Annotated in this window: 17 protein-coding genes and 1 pseudogene; 14 read left to right on the forward strand and 4 right to left on the reverse strand. The window is 49.6% G+C overall.

Annotated features, from left to right (window positions below; genetic code table 11):
- Window positions 1–68 precede the first annotated feature (68 nt).
- The 3 genes from pflB to ycaO all read right to left on the reverse strand — a co-directional run bounded on the left by pflB (window position 69) and on the right by ycaO (window position 5,430).
- Window positions 69–2,351: a formate C-acetyltransferase gene (pflB, locus tag A1SC_RS19900; protein WP_001292821.1), complete on the reverse strand. Its 2,283-nt coding sequence runs from the start codon at window positions 2,349–2,351 to the stop codon at window positions 69–71.
- 54 nt (window positions 2,352–2,405) lie between these two features.
- Window positions 2,406–3,263: a formate transporter FocA gene (focA, locus tag A1SC_RS19895; protein ID WP_000642551.1), complete on the reverse strand. Its 858-nt coding sequence runs from the start codon at window positions 3,261–3,263 to the stop codon at window positions 2,406–2,408.
- Between the two features lie 406 nt (window positions 3,264–3,669).
- On the reverse strand, window positions 3,670–5,430 hold the full coding sequence (ycaO, locus tag A1SC_RS19890) for a 30S ribosomal protein S12 methylthiotransferase accessory factor YcaO (RefSeq protein ID WP_016261872.1): 1,761 nt from the start codon (window positions 5,428–5,430) through the stop codon (window positions 3,670–3,672).
- Between the two features lie 129 nt (window positions 5,431–5,559).
- Here ycaO and A1SC_RS19885 point away from each other — a divergent pair, with 129 nt between their 5' ends.
- The 14 genes and pseudogenes from A1SC_RS19885 (at window position 5,560) to A1SC_RS19825 (ending at window position 21,443) form a co-directional block, all read left to right on the forward strand.
- Complete coding sequence (locus tag A1SC_RS19885; RefSeq protein ID WP_000642842.1) at window positions 5,560–6,252, forward strand: DUF421 domain-containing protein; 693 nt, start codon at window positions 5,560–5,562, stop codon at window positions 6,250–6,252.
- A 197-nt stretch (window positions 6,253–6,449) separates the two neighbouring features.
- Complete coding sequence (gene serC, locus A1SC_RS19880) at window positions 6,450–7,538, forward strand: 3-phosphoserine/phosphohydroxythreonine transaminase (protein WP_016261873.1); 1,089 nt, start codon at window positions 6,450–6,452, stop codon at window positions 7,536–7,538.
- Between the two features lie 71 nt (window positions 7,539–7,609).
- Window positions 7,610–8,893 (forward strand): 3-phosphoshikimate 1-carboxyvinyltransferase, encoded by a 1,284-nt coding sequence (gene aroA / locus A1SC_RS19875; RefSeq protein ID WP_016261874.1) that lies wholly within the window; start codon window positions 7,610–7,612, stop codon window positions 8,891–8,893.
- A 168-nt stretch (window positions 8,894–9,061) separates the two neighbouring features.
- Window positions 9,062–9,826 carry a metallopeptidase YcaL gene (ycaL, locus tag A1SC_RS19870; RefSeq protein ID WP_001516112.1) on the forward strand — a complete coding sequence of 255 codons (765 nt, stop codon included), beginning with the start codon at window positions 9,062–9,064 and terminating at the stop codon, window positions 9,824–9,826.
- Window positions 9,827–9,998: 172 nt separating this feature from the next.
- Complete coding sequence (gene cmk / locus A1SC_RS19865; protein ID WP_016261875.1) at window positions 9,999–10,682, forward strand: (d)CMP kinase; 684 nt, start codon at window positions 9,999–10,001, stop codon at window positions 10,680–10,682.
- A 110-nt stretch (window positions 10,683–10,792) separates the two neighbouring features.
- Window positions 10,793–12,466 (forward strand): 30S ribosomal protein S1, encoded by a 1,674-nt coding sequence (gene rpsA / locus A1SC_RS19860; RefSeq protein ID WP_000140327.1) that lies wholly within the window; start codon window positions 10,793–10,795, stop codon window positions 12,464–12,466.
- A 159-nt stretch (window positions 12,467–12,625) separates the two neighbouring features.
- A complete protein-coding gene (ihfB, locus tag A1SC_RS19855; RefSeq protein WP_000167336.1) occupies window positions 12,626–12,910 on the forward strand; it encodes an integration host factor subunit beta in 285 nt (94 codons plus the stop codon).
- Window positions 12,911–13,115: 205 nt separating this feature from the next.
- A pseudogene (locus A1SC_RS0121065) lies at window positions 13,116–15,384 on the forward strand (ComEC family protein).
- 36 nt (window positions 15,385–15,420) lie between these two features.
- Window positions 15,421–17,169: a lipid A ABC transporter ATP-binding protein/permease MsbA gene (gene msbA, locus A1SC_RS19850; RefSeq protein ID WP_000551252.1), complete on the forward strand. Its 1,749-nt coding sequence runs from the start codon at window positions 15,421–15,423 to the stop codon at window positions 17,167–17,169.
- On the forward strand, window positions 17,166–18,152 hold the full coding sequence (gene lpxK / locus A1SC_RS19845) for a tetraacyldisaccharide 4'-kinase (RefSeq protein ID WP_016261878.1): 987 nt from the start codon (window positions 17,166–17,168) through the stop codon (window positions 18,150–18,152). The genes msbA and lpxK overlap by 4 nt, the downstream gene beginning before the upstream one ends.
- 35 nt (window positions 18,153–18,187) lie before the next feature.
- On the forward strand, window positions 18,188–19,420 hold the full coding sequence (ycaQ, locus tag A1SC_RS19840) for a crosslink repair DNA glycosylase YcaQ (RefSeq protein WP_001516116.1): 1,233 nt from the start codon (window positions 18,188–18,190) through the stop codon (window positions 19,418–19,420).
- A 51-nt stretch (window positions 19,421–19,471) separates the two neighbouring features.
- Complete coding sequence (gene ycaR / locus A1SC_RS19835; protein WP_000350069.1) at window positions 19,472–19,654, forward strand: protein YcaR; 183 nt, start codon at window positions 19,472–19,474, stop codon at window positions 19,652–19,654.
- A complete protein-coding gene (gene kdsB, locus A1SC_RS19830; RefSeq protein WP_000011587.1) occupies window positions 19,651–20,397 on the forward strand; it encodes a 3-deoxy-manno-octulosonate cytidylyltransferase in 747 nt (248 codons plus the stop codon). The genes ycaR and kdsB overlap by 4 nt, the downstream gene beginning before the upstream one ends.
- 152 nt (window positions 20,398–20,549) lie before the next feature.
- Window positions 20,550–21,443 (forward strand): YcbJ family phosphotransferase, encoded by an 894-nt coding sequence (locus tag A1SC_RS19825; protein WP_000436936.1) that lies wholly within the window; start codon window positions 20,550–20,552, stop codon window positions 21,441–21,443.
- Here the strand turns inward: A1SC_RS19825 and elyC are convergent.
- The gene (gene elyC / locus A1SC_RS19820) at window positions 21,420–22,199 is read right to left on the reverse strand and encodes an envelope biogenesis factor ElyC (RefSeq protein WP_000899544.1); all 780 of its coding nucleotides are present in this window, start codon (window positions 22,197–22,199) and stop codon (window positions 21,420–21,422) included. The two genes, A1SC_RS19825 and elyC, sit on opposite strands and share 24 nt — an antisense overlap.
- Window positions 22,200–22,244 lie beyond the last annotated feature (45 nt).

Here is a 22,244-nt window from a genome sequence, read left to right on the forward strand (position 1 = left end):
AAAAAAGGCCCCACTTTCGTGGAGCCTTTATTGTACGCTTTTTACAGTACGATTTCAGTCAAATCTAATTACATAGATTGAGTGAAGGTACGAGTAATAACGTCCTGCTGCTGTTCTTTAGTCAGCGAGTTGAAACGTACTGCGTAGCCAGATACACGGATGGTCAACTGCGGATATTTTTCCGGGTTTTCCATTGCGTCGAGCAGCATTTCACGGTTCATCACGTTTACGTTCAGGTGCTGACCACCTTCGATGGACGCTTCGTGGTGGAAGTAACCATCCATCAGACCAGCCAGGTTGGTCTTACGAACTTCGTCGTCTTTACCCAGTGCGTTCGGAACGATAGAGAAGGTGTAAGAGATACCATCTTTAGCGTAAGCGAACGGCAGTTTAGCAACGGAAGTCAGAGAAGCTACAGCACCTTTCTGGTCACGACCGTGCATCGGGTTAGCACCCGGTCCGAACGGTGCGCCAGCACGACGACCGTCTGGGGTGTTACCGGTTTTCTTACCATACACAACGTTAGAAGTGATGGTCAGAACAGACTGAGTCGGGATAGCGTCACGGTAGGTGTGCAGTTTCTGAATTTTCTTCATGAAACGTTCTACCAGATCAACAGCCAGGTCATCTACACGCGGATCGTTGTTACCAAACTGCGGGTATTCGCCTTCGATTTCGAAGTCGATAGCCAGACCGTCTTCGTCACGAATCGGTTTAACTTTCGCATATTTGATTGCAGACAGGGAGTCAGCAGCAACGGACAGACCAGCGATACCACACGCCATGGTGCGGATAACGTCACGGTCGTGCAGCGCCATCAGAGCGGCTTCGTAGCTGTACTTGTCGTGCATGTAGTGGATGATGTTCAGTGCAGTGATGTACTGTTTAGCCAGCCAGTCCATGAAGTGATCCATGCGCTCCATCACTTCATCGTAGTTCAGGACGTCGCCTTTGATCGGTTCAGATTTCGGACCAACCTGCATTTTCAGTTTTTCGTCAACGCCGCCGTTGATTGCGTACAGCATGGTTTTCGCCAGGTTTGCACGCGCACCGAAGAACTGCATTTGTTTACCAACGATCATCGGGCTTACGCAGCAAGCGATAGCATAGTCATCGTTGTTGAAGTCCGGACGCATCAGGTCATCGTTCTCATACTGCAGAGAAGAGGTGTCGATGGACACTTTAGCGGCGAATTTCTTGAAGTTCAGCGGCAGTTTTTCAGACCACAGAATGGTCATGTTCGGTTCCGGAGACGGACCCATGGTGTACAGGGTGTTCAGGAAACGGAAGCTGTTTTTGGTAACCAGCGTACGACCGTCGAGACCCATACCACCGATAGATTCGGTTGCCCAAATCGGGTCACCAGAGAACAGTTCATCGTACTCCGGAGTACGCAGGAAGCGAACCATACGCAGTTTCATGACCAGGTGGTCAACCATTTCCTGCGCTTCTTGTTCGGTGATTTTACCAGCTTTCAGGTCACGTTCGATGTACACGTCCAGGAAGGTGGAGGTACGACCGAAGGACATTGCAGCACCGTTCTGAGACTTAACAGCAGCCAGGTAGCCGAAGTAAGTCCACTGGATAGCTTCCTGAGCATTGGTAGCCGGACCAGAGATGTCGTAGCCGTATTTAGCAGCCATTTCTTTCATCTGACCCAGAGCGCGGTGCTGTTCAGCGATTTCTTCGCGCAGACGAATGGTCTGTTCCAGGTTTACGCCGTTTTCCAGATCAGCCTGCAGAGAGGTGAACTGTGCCAGTTTATCTTTCATCAGGTAGTCGATACCGTACAGCGCAACGCGACGGTAGTCACCGATGATACGACCACGGCCATAAGCATCTGGCAGACCGGTCAGAACACCGGATTTACGGCAACGCAGGATGTCCGGAGTGTAAACGTCGAACACGCCCTGGTTGTGAGTTTTACGGTATTCAGTGAAGATTTTTTTGATCATCGGATCCAGTTCGCGGTTGTACGCTTTGCAGGAACCTTCGATCATTTTGATACCACCGAACGGGATAAGAGCACGTTTCAGCGGAGCTTCAGTCTGCAGACCAACGATTTTCTCAAGCTGCTTGTTGATGTAGCCAGCGTCGTGAGAGGTGATGGTGGAAGCAACAGCGGTGTCAAAGTCAACTGGCGCGTGAGTGCGGTTTTCCAGTTTAACGCCTTCCATTACTTTGTCCCACAGGGTAGTGGTCGCTTCAGTAGCGCCAGCCAGGAAGGACTCGTCACCCTCGTACGGAGTGTAGTTTTTCTGAATGAAGTCACGGACGTTTACTTCATTCTGCCAGTCACCTTTGGTAAAACCTTCCCAGGCTGTGGCTAACTTTTCATTAAGCTCGGACATGTAACACCTACCTTCTTAAGTGGATTTTTTATTTACTGCGTACTTCGACAGCCATTAATGGTTGTCGTTTTCACGCAGGTAAATGACCCAGTATGTCAACCCAACCAACAAACCACCGCCGATAATATTGCCGATCGTAACCGGAATCAGGTTATCAGTGATGAAGTTCATCACGGTCAGGTGAGAAAAATTTTCCGGTGCTGAACCGACAGCGGTCCAGAATTCCGGTGTAGCGAAGTCGCGGATTACAATACCCATCGGGATCATAAACATGTTTGCGATACTGTGCTCAAAACCGCTGGCAACAAACATCGCGACCGGCAGCACCATGATAAACGCTTTGTCCATCAGGCTGCGGCCAGAATAGCTCATCCATACCGCCAGGCATACCATCAGGTTAGCCAGGATACCGAGGCAGACGGCCTCAATAAAAGTATGGTGCACTTTGTGGTCGGCGGTTTGTAGGACGTTCAGCCCCCATTGACCATTGGCGGTCATATACTCGCCGGAAAGCCACATTAAAAGTACAAATAACAACGCGCCGACCAGGTTGCCAAAATAGACATTCAGCCAGTTTTTCGCCAACTGGCCCCAGGTGATACGCCCACTCGCCTTGGCAACAACAATCAACACGGTAGAAGTAAAGAGATCGGCACCGCAGACAACACAAAGAATCAGCCCCAGAGAGAAGCAAATGCCGCCAACCAGTTTTGCCATGCCGAAGGGCATTGTGCCTGTGCCAGTGGTTGCTGTGATATAGAAGACGAATGCGATTGAGATGAAAACACCGGCGGTAATCGCCAGATAGAAAGTCTTAAGCGGATGTTTCGTTGCTTTATAGACACCTGCCTCTTCGGCCACTTTGGCCATTGCTGCAGGAAGTAAAAGATCAAAAGGGTTGTCAGCTTTCACACTAACTCTCTCTTTATTAAGTCGGCGACGAGATACTAACAAAGCATTATAGATGAGAAATTGATATAGATCATATCTCGCCTGGCTTATAGGCCCGTAAGTCGCATGGTTTTTATGCAAATACGGAGTAAGTATTTGATTATCCAAATAAAAATAAATTTTAAAAATTAACAAATGAGTTGAATTTTTTCCGCATCCTCCGCTAAAACAGTTAATTAAAAGGGGGGCATCAGGCAAATAAAGTAACAATATCGATCGTATTTATTAAATATAAATTACCGATATTTAACTTTATAATTACAATTATTTTATTAATGCAAATATATGTAAAGCGGGGCATTAAAAAAACGCCCCGTAATATAACTCAGACTAATCATTAAGCCTACATTGCGTAGGCTATTTGATTTTATTTTGTCCAGAATGCCGCTTTGGCGTGTTGCAGTTTTTCGTAAGCTTTCAGCAGTGACTGATGTGCGGCAAACGCATGTAGATCGTAGTCTACCGGTTGCAGGCCATAAAACGCGGCTTCGCCACTCATGGCTGCGCTGGCAGCTTCTACCGCATCAGCACCGTACATGCGAACAAACGCGTTCAGATATTGCAGTGGCTGACGATCTTCTTCCTGAGCAAGCAGCAGTAAGGTTTGCAGGCAGCGATAATAGTTCGCGCGCTCCGGGCTGAACACCGATGAGTTAAACTCCATCGTCCATTCGGTCCAGACCAGAGCCTGTTCCAGGTCGCCACCAGCCAGCGCCAGCATGGCTTTCAGTTCACCGATACGCAGGGTATACCAGCCGTTGTCCGACCCCGTTGCCAGACCCAGCAGCTCACGTACGCGGGTAAAATCGTCAAAACCTTCTTCATCCAGTTGCTCGATGAGGTTCAGGTAATCTTCTTTTTCCCATTCACTGCCTGGCAGCGACAGAATCGTTTCTCGTAAATGGCTGCCCATACTGTTATTCGCCATCCACAAATCTTCTGCCGGATAAATATCGGACATGCCCGGCACGATAATACGGCAAGCGTAGACACCCAGATGCTCATAATCAGCAATATAAACGTCTTTACCTTCTTTATTGAAGATAGCCATCAGCGTGGCGAACTCTTCTTCAGTGGTGCCGGAGAAATTCCAGTCGACAAACGGATAATCGGCATCCTGCTTGAACAGATCCCAGGAGATCAAACCGCTGGAATCAATAAAGTGCGTTTCGAGGTTGGTATGTTCAGCTACTTCTTCATCGTCGAAGGTTGGCGGAGTAAATACATCCAGGTCCTTCAAACTGCGGCCCTGCAGCAGTTCAGTCACGGTACGTTCCAGTGCAACGCCAAAATCAGGATGTGCGCCGAAAGAGGCAAAGCAAGTGCCGTTAGCCGGGTTGAACAGTACCACGCAGATCACCGGATACTGACCGCCAAGCGAACCATCATAAGCAAAGATTGGGAAACCTTCCGCTTCCAGCGTTTCGATGGCTTCAACCACCGCCGGATAACGTGCCAGCACATCAGCCGGGATCTCTGGCAGGCTGATGCTTTCAGCGATGATGCGGTTTTTCACATAGCGTTCAAAAACTTCGGATAATCCCTGGACGCGCGCTTCGTTGCGGGTATTACCAGCGGACATACCGTTGGAAACATACAGGTTACCGATAATATTCATCGGAATATAAACGGTTTGATTGTCGGACTGGCGAGTAAACGGCAGGCCGCAAATACCGCGATCTTCATTACCGGATTGCAGATCAATCAGCATACTGCCGGTCAGTTCATTCTCCGGGTCGTAAAATGCCCTCAGACGGTCATCAAGCAGGCCTTCCGGCACATCGTCGTTTTCGGTCAGTGGGAACCATTTTTCGTTGGGATAATGCACGAACGGGCCGTTGGCGATGGTTTCGCCCAGCCAGAAATCAGCAAAAAAGTAGTTAGTAGAGAGACGCTCGAAATATTCACCGAGGGCAGAAGCCAGCGCCGCCTTTTTGGTTGCGCCTTTACCGTTGGTAAAACATAGCGCGCACTCTTTATCGCGGATGTGTACAGACCAGACGTTAGGCACCGGATTCAGCCAGGAAGCTTCTTCAATTTGAAAACCGAGGTCGGAGAGTTTTTGCTGGAAGCGAGCGATGGAATCTTCCAGAGCGGCATCTTTGCCGGGGATAAATGTTTGTGTCATGAAAATCACTTTAGTCGTACGGAAAGCGCGCAATAATACGGGTTTTATCTCAAAGGCGCTATCACCGCCGCCATGCCGATGAACTGTTGACTATGCTTTTAGTGGATAAACCACGATAAGAGCATAAAAATGAAGGCGTTCGATCTCCACCGTATGGCATTCGATAAAGTGCCTTTTGATTTCCTTGGCGAAGTTGCCCTACGCAGTCTCTATACCTTTGTGTTGGTCTTTCTGTTCCTCAAAATGACCGGAAGACGCGGCGTGCGGCAAATGTCGCTGTTTGAAGTGTTAATCATTTTGACACTAGGGTCGGCGGCTGGGGATGTGGCATTTTATGACGATGTGCCGATGATCCCGGTACTTATTGTCTTTATTACTCTGGCGTTGTTATATCGCCTGGTGATGTGGTCGATGGCGCACAGTGAAAAACTGGAAGATCTGTTGGAGGGTAAGCCGGTTGTCATTATTGAAGATGGTGAGCTGGCCTGGTCGAAACTTAATAACTCCAACATGACGGAATTTGAGTTTTTTATGGAGCTACGGTTGCGTGGTGTGGAACAACTGGGACAGGTTCGTCTGGCTATTCTTGAAACCAACGGGCAAATCAGCGTCTATTTCTTTGAAGATGAAAAGGTGAAACCGGGATTACTTATTTTACCCAGTGATTGTACTCAGCGTTATAAAGTGGTGCCGGAGTCGGCGGACTACGCCTGTATCCGTTGCAGTGAAATCATTCATATGGAAGCAGGTGAAAAACAATTATGTCCCCGCTGTGCAAATCCAGAATGGACGAAGGCAAGTCGGGTAAAACGGGTGACCTGACAGCAAAAACAGCGGCTTTTTGACTAGAATCCGAGATATTCTGTTGTGTGACGCGGACCACGTTTTTACCCGCAACAGTTTTACCCATTGCGACGCGCGTCACTGAATGATAAAACCGATAGTCACAGGAATAACGTATTACCCAGGGTCGCAATCGATTACCGTGGGTCAATAACAACGCAACGTGGTGAGGGGAAATGGCTCAAATCTTCAATTTTAGTTCTGGTCCGGCAATGCTACCGGCAGAGGTGCTTAAACAGGCTCAACAGGAACTGCGCGACTGGAGCGGTCTTGGTACGTCGGTGATGGAAGTGAGCCACCGCGGCAAAGAATTCATTCAGGTTGCAGAGGAAGCCGAGAAGGATTTTCGCGATCTTCTTAACGTCCCCTCCAACTATAAAGTATTGTTCTGCCATGGTGGCGGTCGGGGTCAGTTTGCGGCTGTACCGCTGAATATTCTCGGTGATAAAACCACTGCAGATTATGTTGATGCCGGCTACTGGGCGGCAAGCGCCATCAAAGAAGCGAAAAAATACTGCACGCCAAATGTGTTTGACGCCAAAGTGACTGTTGATGGTTTGCGCGCGGTTAAGCCAATGCGTGAATGGCAACTCTCTGATAATGCTGCTTATATGCATTATTGCCCGAATGAAACTATCGATGGTATTGCCATCGATGAAACGCCAGACTTTGGTAAAGATGTGGTAGTCGCTGCCGATTTCTCTTCAACGATTCTTTCCCGCCCGATTGATGTCAGCCGCTACGGCGTGATTTACGCTGGCGCGCAGAAAAATATCGGCCCGGCTGGCCTGACGATCGTCATCGTTCGCGAAGACTTACTGGGTAAAGCGAATATCGCATGCCCGTCGATTCTGGATTACTCCATCCTTAACGATAACGATTCCATGTTTAATACGCCGCCGACCTTTGCCTGGTACTTATCTGGCCTGGTCTTCAAATGGCTGAAAGCGAACGGCGGTGTGGCTGCAATGGACAACATCAATCAGCAAAAAGCAGAACTGCTGTATGGCGTAATAGATAACAGCGATTTCTATCGTAATGATGTCGCAAAAGATAACCGTTCGCGGATGAATGTGCCGTTCCAGTTGGCGGACAGTGCGCTTGACAAGTTGTTCCTCGAAGAGTCTTTCGCTGCGGGCCTTCATGCGTTGAAAGGTCACCGTGTGGTCGGCGGAATGCGCGCGTCTATTTATAATGCCATGCCGCTGGAAGGTGTTAAAGCGCTGACAGACTTCATGGTTGAGTTCGAACGCCGTCACGGCTAATGCCGAAATTTTGCTTAATCCCCCACAGCCAGACTGTGGGGTTTTTATTTCTGTTGTAGAGAGTTGAGTTCATGGAATCCCTGACGTTACAACCCATCGCCCGTGTTGATGGCACCATTAATCTGCCCGGTTCCAAGAGCGTTTCTAACCGCGCTTTATTGCTGGCGGCATTAGCACACGGCAAAACCGTATTAACCAATCTGCTGGATAGCGACGATGTTCGCCATATGCTGAATGCACTGCAGGCGTTGGGGGTGAGCTATACGCTTTCTGCTGATCGTACGCGTTGCGAAATTATCGGTAACGGCGGTCCATTACACGCAGAAAGTGCGCTGGAGTTATTTCTCGGTAATGCGGGGACAGCGATGCGTCCTCTGGCGGCGGCACTTTGTCTGGGAAGCAATAATATTGTCCTGACCGGTGAACCGCGTATGAAAGAACGCCCGATCGGTCATCTGGTCGATGCGCTGCGCCAGGGCGGGGCAAAAATCGCTTACCTGGAACAAGAAAATTATCCACCGTTGCGTTTACAGGGTGGTTTTACTGGCGGCAATGTCGAAGTTGATGGCTCTGTTTCCAGTCAGTTCCTCACCGCACTATTAATGACCGCACCGCTTGCGCCGGAAGATACGGTTATTCGGATTAAAGGTGATCTGGTTTCTAAACCTTATATCGATATCACGCTCAACCTGATGAAGACGTTTGGTGTTGAGATTGAAAATAAGCAATATCAACTATTTGTAGTAAAAGGCGGTCAATCTTATCAGTCACCGGGCCACTATTTAGTGGAAGGGGATGCATCCTCGGCGTCTTACTTTCTCGCTGCAGCAGCGATTAAAGGCGGTACGGTAAAAGTGACTGGCATTGGACGCAACAGTATGCAGGGTGATATTCGCTTTGCTGACGTACTGGAAAAAATGGGGGCGACCATTAGCTGGGGCGATGATTATATTGCCTGCACGCGTGGTGAACTGAACGCTATCGACATGGATATGAACCATATTCCCGATGCGGCGATGACTATCGCTACGACGGCGCTATTTGCTAAAGGCACTACCACGCTGCGCAATATTTATAACTGGCGCGTTAAAGAGACGGATCGTCTGTTTGCGATGGCGACCGAATTACGTAAGGTCGGCGCAGAAGTGGAAGAGGGATATGATTTCATTCGCATTACGCCGCCAGAAAAACTGAAATTTGCCGGGATCGCCACTTATAACGATCACCGAATGGCAATGTGTTTCTCGCTGGTAGCATTGTCAGATACGCCGGTGACGATTCTTGATCCTAAATGTACGGCTAAAACATTCCCGGATTACTTCGAGCAACTGGAACGTATTAGCCAACCAGCCTGAACGAATATCAGGCAATAAATAGACAGATCTTTCTTTATCAAAACGTCGGTTTATTGTCGGCGTTTTTTTTCGGACATTGTGAGCCATTCGTATTAATGGTAGCGTTAGTTGTCAATGTAAGTTGTTGATACATAATATTTATGTATGATTAATCAACGGATGATTCACATGAAGAATACTAAATTACTGCTGGCGATTGCGACCTCTGCAGCATTACTGACAGGGTGTCAGAATACGCACGGTATTAATACCGATCTGGCTATCAGCTCCGGTTTAAATGCCTATAAAGCCGTAACGTTAAGCGATGCCGATGCAAAAGCGATTGCCAATCAGGGTTGTGTCGAAATGGACAGCGGCAACAAAGTCGCTAGCAAATCCAGCAAGTACGGTAAACGTCTGGCAAAAATCGCCAAAGCATTGGGTAGCAATATTAACGGTACGCCGGTCAACTATAAGGTATATATGACCAGCGACGTTAACGCATGGGCGATGGCAAACGGCTGTGTTCGTGTCTACAGTGGCCTGATGGACATGATGAACGACAATGAAATTGAAGGCGTTCTGGGCCATGAATTGGGGCACGTTGCATTGGGTCACTCGCTGGCTGAAATGAAAGCCTCTTATGCGATTGTTGCCGCACGTGATGCGATTTCCGCAACCAGCGGTGTGGCTTCTCAGCTTTCCCGTTCACAATTAGGCGATATCGCAGAAGGCGCTATCAATGCTAAGTACTCCCGCGATAAAGAGTCCGAAGCAGATGATTTCTCCTTTGATCTGCTGAAGAAACGTGGCATCAACACCCAGGGACTGGTCGGTAGCTTTGAAAAACTGGCCAGCCTGGATGGCGGTCGTACCCAGTCTATGTTTGACTCTCATCCACCATCAACAGAGCGTGCACAACACATCCGTGACCGTATCGCCTCTGGTAAGTAAATCATTGTCATCTTTCGGGCTGGTCTTTCGCCAGCCCGCTATAATTGCGCAATAAATCCCCATCTGAATACAGACAAAACTGGTTTTTGCACACAACGTTAACGATTTGTGGCGCTGGCGCGTATAATGCGCGCGGTTATGTTAACGGTACGCCTGTTTTAAGGAGATAAAGATGACGGCAATTGCCCCGGTTATTACCATTGATGGCCCAAGCGGTGCAGGGAAAGGCACTTTGTGTAAGGCTATGGCGGAAGCGTTGCAATGGCATCTGCTGGACTCGGGTGCAATTTATCGCGTACTGGCACTGGCGGCATTACATCACCATGTTGATGTGGCGTCGGAAGATGCTCTGGTGCCACTGGCATCCCACCTGGATGTACGTTTTGTATCGACCAATGGCAATCTGGAAGTGATCCTCGAAGGGGAAGATGTCAGTGGTGAAATTCGCACCCAGGAAGTGGCGAATGCCGCTTCACAAGTCGCGGCATTTCCCCGTGTTCGCGAAGCATTATTGCGTCGCCAACGCGCATTTCGCGAATTACCTGGCCTGATTGCCGATGGCCGCGATATGGGAACGGTGGTATTCCCTGATGCACCAGTGAAAATTTTCCTTGACGCCTCCTCAGAAGAACGTGCACATCGCCGCATGCTACAGTTGCAGGAGAAGGGCTTTAGTGTTAACTTTGAGCGCCTTTTGGTCGAGATCAAAGAACGCGACGACCGCGATCGTAATCGCGCGGTAGCGCCGTTGGTTCCGGCAGCCGATGCTTTAGTGTTGGATTCCACCTCCTTAAGCATTGAGCAAGTGATTGAAAAAGCGTTACACTACGCGCGCCAAAAATTGGCTCTCGCATAAGCGACCGAATTTGCAGTACCCCCGCTGCAATGGAATGACAGCGGGTATGTTAAACAACCCCATCCGGCACGGAGCCAGGTGGACGTTAAATATAAACCTGAAGATTAAACATGACTGAATCTTTTGCTCAACTCTTTGAAGAGTCCTTAAAAGAAATCGAAACCCGCCCGGGTTCTATCGTTCGTGGCGTTGTTGTTGCTATCGACAAAGATGTAGTACTGGTTGACGCTGGTCTGAAATCTGAGTCTGCCATCCCGGCTGAGCAGTTCAAAAACGCCCAGGGCGAGCTGGAAATCCAGGTAGGTGACGAAGTTGACGTTGCTCTGGACGCAGTAGAAGACGGCTTCGGTGAAACTCTGCTGTCCCGTGAGAAAGCTAAACGTCACGAAGCCTGGATCACGCTGGAAAAAGCTTACGAAGATGCTGAAACTGTTACCGGTGTTATCAACGGCAAAGTTAAGGGCGGCTTCACTGTTGAGCTGAACGGTATTCGTGCGTTCCTGCCAGGTTCTCTGGTAGATGTTCGTCCGGTGCGTGACACTCTGCACCTGGAAGGCAAAGAGCTTGAATTCAAAGTAATCAAGCTGGATCAGAAGCGCAACAACGTTGTTGTTTCTCGTCGTGCCGTTATCGAATCCGAAAACAGCGCAGAGCGCGATCAACTGCTGGAAAACCTGCAGGAAGGCATGGAAGTTAAAGGTATCGTTAAGAACCTCACTGACTACGGTGCATTCGTTGATCTGGGCGGCGTTGACGGCCTGCTGCACATCACTGACATGGCCTGGAAACGCGTTAAGCATCCGAGCGAAATCGTCAACGTGGGCGACGAAATCACTGTTAAAGTGCTGAAGTTCGACCGCGAACGTACCCGTGTATCCCTGGGCCTGAAACAACTGGGCGAAGATCCGTGGGTAGCTATCGCTAAACGTTATCCGGAAGGTACTAAACTGACTGGTCGCGTAACCAACCTGACCGACTACGGCTGCTTCGTTGAAATCGAAGAAGGCGTTGAAGGCCTGGTACACGTTTCCGAAATGGATTGGACCAACAAAAACATCCACCCGTCCAAAGTTGTTAACGTTGGCGATGTAGTGGAAGTTATGGTTCTGGATATCGACGAAGAACGTCGTCGTATCTCCCTGGGTCTGAAACAGTGCAAAGCTAACCCGTGGCAGCAGTTCGCGGAAACCCACAACAAGGGTGACCGTGTTGAAGGTAAAATCAAGTCTATCACTGACTTCGGTATCTTCATCGGCCTGGACGGCGGCATCGATGGCCTGGTTCACCTGTCTGACATCTCCTGGAACGTTGCAGGCGAAGAAGCAGTTCGTGAATACAAAAAAGGCGACGAAATCGCTGCAGTTGTTCTGCAGGTTGACGCAGAACGTGAACGTATCTCCCTGGGCGTTAAGCAGCTCGCAGAAGATCCGTTCAACAACTGGGTTGCTCTGAACAAGAAAGGCGCTATCGTAACCGGTAAAGTAACTGCAGTTGACGCTAAAGGCGCAACCGTAGAACTGGCTGACGGCGTTGAAGGTTACCTGCGTGCTTCTGAAGCATCCCGTGACCGCGTTGAAGATGCTACCCTGGTTCTGAGCGTTGGCGACGAAGTTGAAGCTAAATTCACTGGCGTTGATCGTAAAAACCGCGCAATCAGCCTGTCTGTTCGTGCGAAAGACGAAGCTGACGAGAAAGATGCAATCGCAACTGTTAACAAACAGGAAGATGCAAACTTCTCCAACAACGCAATGGCTGAAGCTTTCAAAGCAGCTAAAGGCGAGTAATTCTCTGACTCTTCGGGATTTTTATTCCGAAGTTTGTTGAGTTTACTTGACAGATTGCAGGTTTCGTCCTGTAATCAAGCACTAAGGGCGGCTACGGCCGCCCTTAATCAATGCAGCAACAGCAGCCGCTAAATTTGCCTTTAAGGAACCGGAGGAATCATGACCAAGTCAGAATTGATAGAAAGACTTGCCACCCAGCAATCGCACATTCCCGCCAAGACGGTTGAAGATGCAGTAAAAGAGATGCTGGAGCATATGGCCTCGACTCTTGCGCAGGGCGAGCGTATTGAAATCCGCGGTTTCGGCAGTTTCTCTTTGCACTACCGCGCACCTCGTACCGGACGTAATCCGAAAACTGGCGATAAAGTAGAACTGGAAGGAAAATACGTTCCTCACTTTAAACCAGGTAAAGAACTGCGCGATCGCGCCAATATTTACGGTTGAGTTTTTACACAAACTTGAACGCGAAAAAAGCACCTGTCGGGTGCTTTTTTCATTTCTGTAATCTGAATCTGGAAGATGTCTCGCAGAGTTGTGTACAGTTTTCATCTTCCTGTTAAATTCTTCTGAACGCGCCTCGGGTAAAGCAAAACACCCACCAGACAACTGCCGAACAAAGTTGCACACTTTCCAAAACAGGGAGGGGTGCATGAAAGTAACGACGATCAGCGTATGCGTAATTTGTGGGATTTTTCCACTGCTGGTATTACCGCAACTACCCGGGACGTTAGCCACTGCAGTTCTTACAACTTTCGCCTGCGTACTGGCATTTATTCCTGTTAAAGCTGTTCGTTATTTCACGCTGATATTGCTGTTTTTTCTTTGGGGCGTACTGGCGGCGAAGCAAGTTATGTGGGTAGGAGAAGCCTTAGCTGGTGCGACGCAGGATGCAATCGTCGAGATTACTGCCACTGATGGCATGACCACTCATTACGCTCAAATTACCCACTTACAAGGCCGACGTCTTTTCCCTGCGCCAGGCATCGTGCTGTATGGCGAATATCTGCCGCAAGCAGTTTGTGCCGGACAACAATGGTCAATGAAACTCAACGTTCGTGCGGTTCACGGCCAGCTTAATGATGGCGGCTTTGACAGCCAGCGTTATGCCATTGCCCAGCATCAGCCGCTCACCGGGCGCTTTCTGCAGACAAGCGTCATTGAAGCGAGTTGTAGTCTGCGAGCGCAATATCTGGCCTCTTTACAAACGTCTCTGCAACCCTATCCGTGGAAAACGGTCATTCTTGGTTTAGGTATGGGTGAACGGTTATCTGTACCCAGAGAAATCAAAAATATTATGCGCAATACCGGTACAGCGCATTTAATGGCGATATCGGGATTACACATTGCTTTTGTGGCATTACTGGCGGCAGGGCTTATTCGCAGTGGGCAAATTTTCCTTCCTGGGCGTTGGATCCATTGGCAGATACCATTAATTGGCGGAATTTGCTGTGCTGCTTTTTATGCATGGTTGACTGGTATGCAACCTCCCGCATTGCGTACCGTAGTGGCGCTTGCAACGTGGGGAATGCTTAAGTTAAGTGGTCGACAATGGAGTGGCTGGGATGTGTGGATATGCTGCCTTGCAGTAATATTGCTGATGGACCCTGTTGCCATTCTCTCGCAAAGCTTGTGGCTCTCTGCCGCCGCGGTGGCGGCGCTTATTTTTTGGTATCAGTGGTTTCCCTGTCCGGTATGGTCGCTGCCACCTGCAGTGCGTGCGATGGTTTCTCTCATCCATCTGCAACTGGGAATAACGCTCCTGTTAATGCCTGTACAAATCGTCATATTTCATGGCATTAGCCTGACCTCGTTTATAGCAAATCTATTTGCCATTCCTTTAGTGACATTTATTACTGTTCCGTTGACGCTTGCCGCGATGATCGTGCATTTAAGCGGACCATTAATTGTGGAGCAAGGATTATGGTTGCTTGCCGACAGGTCTTTGGCTTTACTTTTCTGGGGGTTAAAGAGTTTGCCGGAAGGATGGATCAACATTGCTGAACGTTGGCAATGGCTATCATTTTCTCCCTGGTTATTGTTGATAGTATGGCGACTAAACGTATGGCGAACACTGCCAGTGGTGTGTGTGGCTGGAGGCATTATGATGTGCGTGCTGGCCGCTGTGGCAAAAAACACAGCCCGACGAGTGGCAGGTGTATATGCTTGATGTCGGCCAGGGACTGGCAATGGTGATTGCGAGAAATGGCAAAGCGATTCTCTATGATACGGGACTTGCCTGGCCGGAGGGCGACAGCGGGCAACAAATTATCATCCCCTGGCTACGCTGGCATAACCTTGAACCGGAAGGCGTCATTCTTAGCCATGAGCATCTGGATCATCGGGGAGGACTGGACTCGATATTACGTACCTGGCCGACGTTATGGGTCAGAAGCCCTTTAAATGGGGAGCATCATCAGCCCTGTGTGCGTGGCGAAGCGTGGCAGTGGCAAGGATTACGTTTTAGTGTGCACTGGCCTTTACAAGGTAGCAACGATAAAGGAAATAACCATTCCTGTGTGGTTAAGGTTGATGACGGAATGTATAGCATTCTTTTAACTGGTGATATTGAAGCACTAGCTGAACAAAAAATGCTAAGTCGTTACTGGCAGCATGTGCAGGCGACATTACTTCAGGTGCCCCATCACGGTAGTAATACCTCATCATCATTGCCATTAATTCAGCGTGTGAATGGAAAAGTGGCACTGGCATCGGCATCGCGCTATAACGCGTGGCGACTACCCTCCAGTAAAGTTAAAAGACGTTATCAACTTCAGGGATATCAATGGGTTGACACCCCTCATCAGGGGCAAATAACCGTCGATTTTTCAGCGCAAGGTTGGCTGGTACGCAGCCTAAGGGAGCAAATTTTACCTCGTTGGTATCATCAGTGGTTTGGCGTGCCAGTGGATAACGGGTAGAATATGCGGCTATTTCAACAAATGCTGGTTTTTTGAATGCATAACGACAAAGATCTCTCTACGTGGCAGACATTCCGCCGACTGTGGCCAACCATTGCGCCTTTTAAAGCGGGTCTGATCGTGGCGGGCATAGCGTTAATCCTCAACGCGGCCAGCGATACCTTCATGTTATCGCTCCTTAAGCCACTTCTTGATGATGGCTTTGGTAAAACAGATCGCTCCGTGCTGATGTGGATGCCGCTGGTGGTTATTGGGCTGATGATTTTACGTGGTATCACCAGTTATATCTCCAGCTACTGTATCTCCTGGGTATCTGGCAAAGTGGTAATGACCATGCGTCGTCGCCTGTTTGGTCATATGATGGGAATGCCGGTTTCATTTTTTGATAAACAGTCAACCGGGACTCTGCTTTCACGTATTACTTACGATTCTGAACAGGTTGCTTCGTCATCTTCCGGCGCACTGATTACTGTTGTACGTGAAGGTGCGTCCATCATTGGTTTGTTCGCCATGATGTTCTATTACAGTTGGCAGTTATCGATCATTTTGATTGTGCTGGCACCCATTGTCTCGATTGCAATTCGTATCGTATCGAAGCGTTTTCGCAGCATCAGTAAAAACATGCAAAACACGATGGGGCAGGTGACCACCAGTGCGGAACAGATGCTGAAAGGACACAAAGAAGTGCTGATTTTTGGTGGCCAGGAAGTGGAAACGAAGCGTTTTGATAAGGTCAGCAACAAAATGCGTTTGCAGGGGATGAAGATGGTGTCCGCCTCGTCCATCTCTGACCCGATCATTCAATTGATCGCTTCTTTGGCGCTGGCGTTTGTTCTGTATGCGGCGAGCTTCCCAAGTGTGATGGATAGCCTGACAGCCGGTACGATTACCGTTGTTTTCTCTTCAATGATTGCACTGATGCGTCCGCTGAAATCGCTGACCAACGTTAACGCCCAGTTCCAACGTGGTATGGCGGCCTGTCAGACGCTGTTCACCATTCTGGATAGTGAACAGGAGAAAGACGAAGGTAAGCGTGAGATTGAGCGTGCTACCGGCGATGTGGAATTCCGTAATGTTACCTTCACCTATCCAGGGCGTGAAGTTCCTGCTTTGCGTAACATCAACCTGAAAATCCCGGCAGGGAAAACAGTTGCTCTGGTTGGACGTTCTGGTTCGGGTAAATCGACCATCGCGAGTTTAATCACTCGCTTCTACGATATCGATGAAGGCGAGATCCTGATGGATGGTCACGATCTACGCGAGTATACCCTGGCGTCATTGCGTAATCAGGTTGCGCTGGTGTCGCAGAATGTCCATCTGTTTAACGATACGGTTGCCAACAACATTGCTTACGCACGTACTGACCAGTACAGCCGTGAGCAAATTGAAGAAGCGGCGCGTATGGCTTATGCCATGGACTTTATCAATAAGATGGATAACGGTCTCGATACGGTAATTGGCGAAAACGGTGTACTGCTTTCTGGCGGTCAGCGTCAGCGTATTGCTATTGCTCGTGCTTTGTTGCGTGACAGCCCGATTCTGATTCTGGACGAAGCCACCTCGGCACTGGATACTGAATCTGAACGTGCAATTCAGGCGGCGCTGGATGAGTTGCAGAAAAACCGTACTTCACTGGTGATAGCCCACCGTTTGTCTACCATTGAAAAGGCAGACGAAATTGTGGTCGTCGAGGACGGGGTCATTGTGGAACGCGGTACGCACAACGATTTGCTTGAACACCGTGGTGTCTACGCGCAACTTCACAAAATGCAGTTTGGCCAATGATTGAAAAAATCTGGTCTGGTGAATCGCCTTTGTGGCGGCTGTTGCTGCCACTCTCCTGGCTGTATGGCCTGGTGAGTGGTGCAATCCGTCTTTGCTACAAATTAAAATTGAAACGCGCATGGCGCGCGCCAGTGCCAGTTGTGGTGGTCGGTAACCTCACCGCAGGTGGCAATGGAAAAACCCCGGTCGTTGTCTGGCTGGTGGAACAACTGCAAAAATGCGGTGTTCGCGTTGGTGTGGTGTCAAGAGGGTATGGCGGTAAGGCCGAATCGTATCCGTTGTTACTGTCGGCAGATACCACCACGGCACAGGCGGGTGATGAACCGGTGCTTATTTATCAGCGCACTGGTGCGCCTGTTGCGGTTTCTCCCGAACGTTCTGATGCAGTAAAAGTGATTCTGGCGCAGCATCCTGATGTACAACTCATCGTGACTGACGACGGTCTACAGCATTATCGCCTGGCGCGAGATGTAGAAATTGTCGTCATCGATGGTGTGCGTCGCTTTGGTAATGGCTGGTGGTTGCCCGCGGGGCCAATGCGTGAGCGAGCGGGGCGCTTAAAATCGGTTGATGCGGTAATCGTCAACGGCGGTGTACCGCACAATGGTGAAATCCCAATGCATCTGCTGCCGGGTCAGGCTGTGAATTTGCGTACTGGTACGCGTTGTGATGTTGCACAACTTGAACATGTGGTAGCAATGGCGGGGATTGGTCACCCGCCGCGCTTTTTTGCCACGCTGAAGATGTGCGGTGTTCAACCAGAAAAATGTGTTCCGCTGGCCGATCATCAGTCTTTGAATCATGCGGATGTCAGCGCACTGTTAAGTGCCGGGCAAACGCTGATCATGACTGAAAAAGATGCGGTGAAATGCCGGGCCTTTGCAGAAGAAAATTGGTGGTATTTGCCCGTTGACGCACAGCTTTCGGGCGATGAACCAGAGAAACTGCTCGCGCAACTTTCCTCGCTGGCTTCTGGCAACTAATTCCGCCGCGGCAGCGTTCAATAGATGGAGCCATGATGACGCTGCCGTATATTTCCCTTGCCGATGCGCGTAATCTTCACCTTGCCGCGCAAGGCCTGTTAAACAAATCCCGCCGTCGTGCGTCGCCAGAAGATATCCTGTCAACTATCTCCCGTATCTCCCTGCTACAAATAGACACTATCAATATCGTTGCCCGCAGCCCTTATCTGGTACTTTTTAGTCGCCTTGGTAATTATTCTCCGCAGTGGCTGGATGAGTCACTGACACGTGGCGAATTAATGGAGTACTGGGCGCATGAAGCCTGCTTTATGCCGCGTAGCGATTTTCGTCTTATTCGCCACCGAATGCTGGCACCTGAAAAAATGGGCTGGAAATACAAAGACGCCTGGATGCAGGAACATGTAGCAGAAATTGAACAGTTAATTCAGCACATACAAGATAACGGACCGGTACGTTCAGCCGATTTCGAACATCCCCGAAAAGGGGCAAGCGGTTGGTGGGAGTGGAAGCCCCATAAACGGCATCTGGAAGGCTTATTTACTGCCGGAAAAGTCATGGTAGTTGAACGGCGCAACTTCCAGCGAGTTTATGATCTAACCCATCGCGTCATGCCTCACTGGGATGATGAGCGTGATCTCGTTTCGCAAACAGAAGCAGAAATCGCCATGCTGGATAACAGCGCGCGTTGCCTGGGAATATTCCGCGAACAGTGGCTGGCGGATTATTATCGTTTGAAACGTCCTGCACTGTCGGCCTGGCGTGATCTATGTGCTGAACAGCAACAAATTATCCCCATAAATGTGGAGAGATTAGGACAACTCTGGCTGCATGCTGACTTGTTGCCTCTTCTCGAAACAGCTCTCGCGGGGAAACTAACCGCGACGCATAGCACTGTACTGTCACCTTTTGACCCTGTCGTCTGGGATCGTAAACGTGCAGAGCAACTTTTTGATTTTAGCTACCGGCTGGAATGCTACACGCCAGCGCCGAAACGCCAGTATGGCTATTTCGTTCTGCCGTTACTACATCGTGGGCAATTAGTCGGGCGAATGGATGCCAAAATACATCGCCAGGCGGGCATTCTTGAAGTTATCTCCCTCTGGTTACAGGATGGCATCAAACCGACAGCTTCTCTTCAAAAAGGGTTACGCCAGGCGATTACCGATTTTGCTAGCTGGCAGCAGGCGACGCGAGTGACATTAGGGCGCTGCCCACCCGATCTTTTTACCGATTGCCGCACTGGCTGGGAAATAGCCCCCTACGCATAAATGATTATGATAAGATTTATGCATTCATAACCCGATCCATCTGGAGGAACTATGGATCATCGTCTGCTTGAAATCGTTGCCTGCCCGGTTTGCAACGGCAAACTTTGGTATAACCAGGAAAAACAAGAACTGATTTGCAAACTGGATAACCTGGCTTTCCCGCTGCGCGATGGCATTCCAGTTCTGCTGGAAACGGAAGCCCGTGTACTGACTGCCGATGAGAGTAAATCATGAGTTTTGTGGTCATTATTCCCGCGCGCTACGCTTCTACGCGTCTGCCCGGTAAACCGCTGGTCGATATTAACGGCAAGCCCATGATCGTTCATGTCCTTGAGCGCGCCCGCGAATCAGGTGCCGATCGCATCATCGTGGCAACCGATCATGACGATGTCGCCCGCGTCGTTGAAGCTGCGGGTGGTGAAGTATGCATGACGCGCGCCGATCATCAATCAGGCACTGAGCGTCTGGCGGAAGTTGTCGAAAAATGCGCGTTCAGTGACGATACGGTGATTGTTAATGTGCAGGGTGATGAACCCATGATCCCTGCAACAATCATTCGTCAGGTTGCCGATAATCTCGCCCAGCGTGAAGTGGGAATGGCTACCCTGGCTGTACCTATCCACAATGCGGAAGAAGTCTTTAATCCGAATGCGGTTAAAGTGGTTCTTGATGCTGAAGGTTATGCGCTTTACTTTTCACGTGCCACCATTCCGTGGGATCGTGACCGTTTTGCAAAAAGTCTGGAAACCGTTGGTGATAACTTCCTGCGGCATCTCGGTATTTATGGCTACCGTGCAGGTTTTATCCGCCGTTATGTTAACTGGCAGCCAAGCCCGTTAGAACACATCGAAATGTTAGAGCAGCTTCGCGTACTGTGGTACGGCGAAAAAATCCATGTTGCTGTCGCCCGGGAAGTTCCTGGTACAGGTGTGGATACCCCTGAAGATCTCGAGCGCGTTCGCGCTGAAATGCGCTAAGTTAATTTCACGACACTCCACCCGATTTTCGGGGGAGTGTCGTACCGTTACGATTTTCCTCATTTTTCTTTTCAACAATTGATCTCATTCAGGTGACATCTTTTACATTGGCGCTCATTATGAAGGCAGTAGCTTTTATGAGGGTAATCTGAATGGAACAGCTGCGTGCCGAATTAAGCCATTTACTGGGTGAAAAACTCAGTCGTATCGAGTGTGTCAATGAAAAAGCGAATACGGCGTTGTGGGCTTTGTATGACAGCCAGGGAAACCCAATGCCGCTGTTGGCAAGAAGCTTTAGTACGCCAGGGCAAGCACGACAGTTGGCATGGAAAACCACCATGCTGGCGCGCAGCGGGACTATCCGTATGCCAACTATTTATGGTGTGATGACACATGAAGAACACCCAGGCCCCGATGTCCTGTTACTGGAGCGGATGCGTGGTGTTTCTGTGGAAGCACCTGCACGTACACCGGAACGTTGGGAGCATCTGAAAGAGCAAATTGTTGAAGCTCTGTTGGCCTGGCACCGACAGGACAGTCGCGGTTGCGTTGGCGCAGTGGATAATACCCAGGAAAATTTCTGGCCCTCCTGGTATCGGCAACATATTGAAGTGTTATGGACCACGCTCAATCAGTTCAATAACACCGGTTTAACCATGCAGGATAAGCGGATTCTGTTCCGCACCCGCGAATGTCTTCCAGCATTATTTGAAGGATTTAACGACAATTGTGTGCTGATTCACGGCAATTTCTGTTTGCGTAGCATGTTGAAAGATTCGCGCAGCGATCAACTACTGGCGATGGTCGGGCCGGGATTAATGCTTTGGGCACCGCGAGAGTATGAACTGTTCCGACTAATGGATAATACGCTGGCAGAAGATTTACTCTGGAGTTACCTGCAACGCGCGCCAGTGGCGGAGTCGTTCATCTGGCGACGTTGGCTATATGTGTTATGGGATGAAGTTGCGCAACTGGTCAATACCGGACGGTTTAGTCGGAGCAACTTCGATCTGGCATCAAAATCACTCTTGCCGTGGCTCGCCTGATGAACCTTTTAACCACTGCCAGATGCGGCCAAGCGTTTCATAACCGGCCCGATCGCTATGCATCAACCAGACCGGAGACGGGATTGCCCGTTCCCACGGGTTAAGCGGTGAATCGATCGCCAGTTGATTGGCGGGGGCAGGTAGCGGATTTAACCCTGCATGTTGAAAAAAGATCATCGCGCGCGGCAAATGAGACGCAGAGGTCACCAACAGGAAAGGGGCGTCACCAATTGCCTGTTTCACTGCTGTGGCTTCTTCTTCGGTATCTTTCGGTAAATCCAGCGTAATAATCTGCTCGCGTGGGACACCCAGCGATTGCGCCACTCTGGCCCCCACTTCTGCTGTACTCACCGTATTGGTTTTTGCCACACCACCCGTGAAGATTAACTTTGATCCCGGATTTTCACGCCACAAACGCACGCCTTCATTCAGGCGTGGCAGACTGTTATTGATTAAATTTGAACTTGGCGCCCACTGCGGGTTCCAGGTATAGCCGCCGCCCAGCACCACTATATAGTCCACTTTTTGTACATTGTTCCATGTCGGATAGGTGCTTTCGATGGGGCGCAGCAGACGATCTGCTACCGGTTGCAAACTTAATAACAAAAGTGCCAGCCATCCTACGCTAATAAATATCTTCCCGGTTTTTTGAAAACGACTAAACCACAGCAGCACCAGGCCAGCACCAATAATCAGCAACATCAGCGGAAGTGGCAGCAGCATACCGCCAATCACTTTTTTCAGTGTAAAAAGCATCCTTTCTGGTTCCTTTTTTAACCATATAGCGAGGGATCGGCAGTG

Source organism: Escherichia sp. KTE52, from assembly GCF_000408325.1.
Classification (GTDB): domain Bacteria; phylum Pseudomonadota; class Gammaproteobacteria; order Enterobacterales; family Enterobacteriaceae; genus Escherichia; species Escherichia marmotae.